The sequence below is a fragment of the Streptomyces sp. WELS2 genome (assembly GCF_013870595.1).
Lineage (GTDB): Bacteria > Actinomycetota > Actinomycetes > Streptomycetales > Streptomycetaceae > Streptomyces.
Genome location: NZ_JACBWZ010000952.1, coordinates 1 through 2,185, shown reverse-complemented (window position 1 = coordinate 2,185; position 2,185 = coordinate 1). Strand labels below are relative to the sequence as shown.

Below are 2,185 nucleotides of genomic sequence, written 5' to 3'. Positions count from 1 at the left end.
GATCGGCATGGACGCGGTGCGCCCGCACGAGTTCCACGCGCCGGGTGACGAGTTCGTACGGCTGGCGGCGGTGGCCGCGCCCGGGGTGGCGGTGCACAAGCTGGCGCACGGCGGGAGCGTGCGGCTGGAGGTCGCTCGGTGACCTGGCTCGCCGCCGCGGCGGCCACCGTGACACCCGAGTCCACGCAGCAGGCGGCGGGCTATCCCTCGTTGTTCCTGCTGGTGCTGGTCGGGGCGCTGGTGCCGGTGGTGCCGACGGGCGCGCTGGTGAGCTCGGCGGCGGTGGTCGCGTTCCATCAGAAGGCGCCGTACTCGTCGGCGCTGGTGTTCGTGACCGCGTCGCTGGCCGCGTTCCTCGGCGACGCGGCGCTGTACTGGCTGGGCCGGCGCGGGATGCGGTCGCGGAGCGGATCGCGGTGGCTGGCCGCGATCCGGGCCCGGGCACCGGAGGAGCGGCTGGCGCGCGCCCGGGGGAAGCTGGCCGACCACGGGACCGCCGTGCTGGTGCTGTCCCGGCTCGTCCCGGCGGGACGGATACCGGTGATGCTGGCGTGCCTGATGGCGGAGTGGCCGCCGCGCAGGTTCGCGCGGGGGAACCTGCCGGCGTGCCTGGCCTGGGCGGCCACGTATCAGGTGATCGGGGTCGTGGGGGGTTCGTTGTTCGAGGAGCCGTGGGAGGGGGTCGTGCTGGCGGTGGCGCTGACGGTGCTGATCAGCGCGGTGCCCGGGGTGTGGCGGCGGGTCCGGGCCGCCGGCTGAGCCCTCGCAGCCGGGCGAGGGCGCGCTGTGCCGCCCCCGGGACTGTTCACTCCAGCACTCTCGAAGCGCCGACCGGCAGGTCCCACAGGTCTTCGCGCTCCAGTCCCGCCTTCTCCCAGGCGGCCCGTACCCGGGTGAGCGGTTCCAGGACCGGCTCCGCCGAGAGGATGAACGTGCCCCAGTGCATGGGCGCCATGCGGCGGGCGCCGAGGTCCAGGGTGGCCTGGACCGCCTCCTCGGGGTCGCAGTGGACGTCGCTGAGCCACCAGCGGGGGTCGTAGGCGCCGATGGGCATCAGGGCCAGGTCGATGCCGGGGTAGCGGCGGCCGATGCGGGAGAACCAGTGGCCGTAGCCGGTGTCGCCGGCGAAGTAGAGGCGCTGTCCGTCCGGGGCGGTGAGGACCCAGCCGCCCCACAGGCTGCGGCAGGCGTCGGTGAGGGTGCGCTTGGACCAGTGGTGGGCGGGGACGAAGTCGAAGCGGGTGCCGGACAGTTCGGCGCCCTCCCACCAGTCCAGCTCGGTGACGCGGGTGAACCGGCGGCGGCGGAACCAGCCGCCGAGGCCCGCGGGCGCGAACACGGGGGTGTCGCGCGGGAGCCGGCGCAGGGTGGGGGCGTCCAGGTGGTCGTAGTGGTTGTGGCTGATGACGACGGCGTCGACGGGCGGCAGGGCGTCCCAGGGCACGCCCACCGGGGTGATGCGGGCCGGGGTGCCGAGGATGCGGCGGGACCAGACCGGGTCGGTGAGGACGGTCAGCCCGCCGATCCGGACGACCCAGCTGGCGTGTCCCGCCCAGCTGACGGCCAGGGCGCGGGTGCCGACGCGGGGCAGCGGGCCCGGTTCGTACGGCAGCCGGGGGATGTCGGCGAGGCCGTCGGGGCCGGGGCGCACGGCGCCTTCGCGGGCGAAGCGGGCGAGGGCCTTCAGACCGGGCAGGGGCGTGGTCAGCCGGTCGTGGAAGGTGCGCGGCCAGACCCGGTGTTCGCCCAGCGGGCGGGGCTCGGCCAGCGGCGGGAAGGGGTCGGCGAGGGGGGCCGGCGTGCCGGGTACGCCGGGTTCCGTGGTCGTCGTGGCCGGGCCGGGCTCATGCGTCTGCTGCGTCATCGAGGAGGCTCCCATCGCTGAGCGTCGTCGCGGAGATCGTCGAAGGCCGACCGCAAGGAGGCCAACGCGCGCCGCACGTGTGGCAGTTCCAGCGGTGCGGGTGACACGAGGCTTTCCGTGCGCTCCTCGTCCGTGCCGCCCAGCAGGGGTCCGGTGGCGAGCCGTACGCGCAGGGCCTGGAGGTCGTCGCCGAAGCGGTGGCCGCCGGGCGCGGGCATGCCGAGCCGGGCGGTGAGGAGGTCCTCCAGCTCCTGGGCGTCCCCGACGCCTTGGGCGGCCAGCGGCTCGCGCAGCGGCGTGAGGTCGGCGTACAGGTGGCGG

General features: G+C 75.6%; 2 protein-coding genes and 2 pseudogenes. 2 read left to right on the top strand and 2 right to left on the bottom strand.

The features are described from left to right. Both H5J33_RS38005 and H5J33_RS32160 read left to right on the top strand, forming a co-directional pair. A pseudogene (locus H5J33_RS38005) lies at positions 1 to 142 on the top strand (MBL fold metallo-hydrolase); the annotation flags it as partial. Then, on the top strand, positions 139 to 759 hold the full coding sequence (locus tag H5J33_RS32160) for a VTT domain-containing protein (RefSeq protein ID WP_181798261.1): 621 nt from the start codon (positions 139 to 141) through the stop codon (positions 757 to 759). The pseudogene H5J33_RS38005 and the gene H5J33_RS32160, both read left to right, overlap by 4 nt. Positions 760 to 805: 46 nt before the next feature. Here H5J33_RS32160 and H5J33_RS32155 read toward each other — a convergent pair whose 3' ends face one another. Both H5J33_RS32155 and H5J33_RS32150 read right to left on the bottom strand, forming a co-directional pair. After that, a complete protein-coding gene (locus H5J33_RS32155) occupies positions 806 to 1,864 on the bottom strand; it encodes an MBL fold metallo-hydrolase (protein ID WP_181798260.1) in 1,059 nt (352 codons plus the stop codon). Then, a pseudogene (locus H5J33_RS32150) lies at positions 1,861 to 2,185 on the bottom strand (pyridoxal phosphate-dependent aminotransferase); the annotation flags it as partial. The gene H5J33_RS32155 and the pseudogene H5J33_RS32150, both read right to left, overlap by 4 nt.

Bases quoted from the DNA above. Each gene is read 5' to 3' on its own strand.
- H5J33_RS32155 (WP_181798260.1), bottom strand. From the start codon at position 1,864: ATGACGCAGCAGACGCATGAGCCCGGCCCGGCCACGACGACCACGGAA.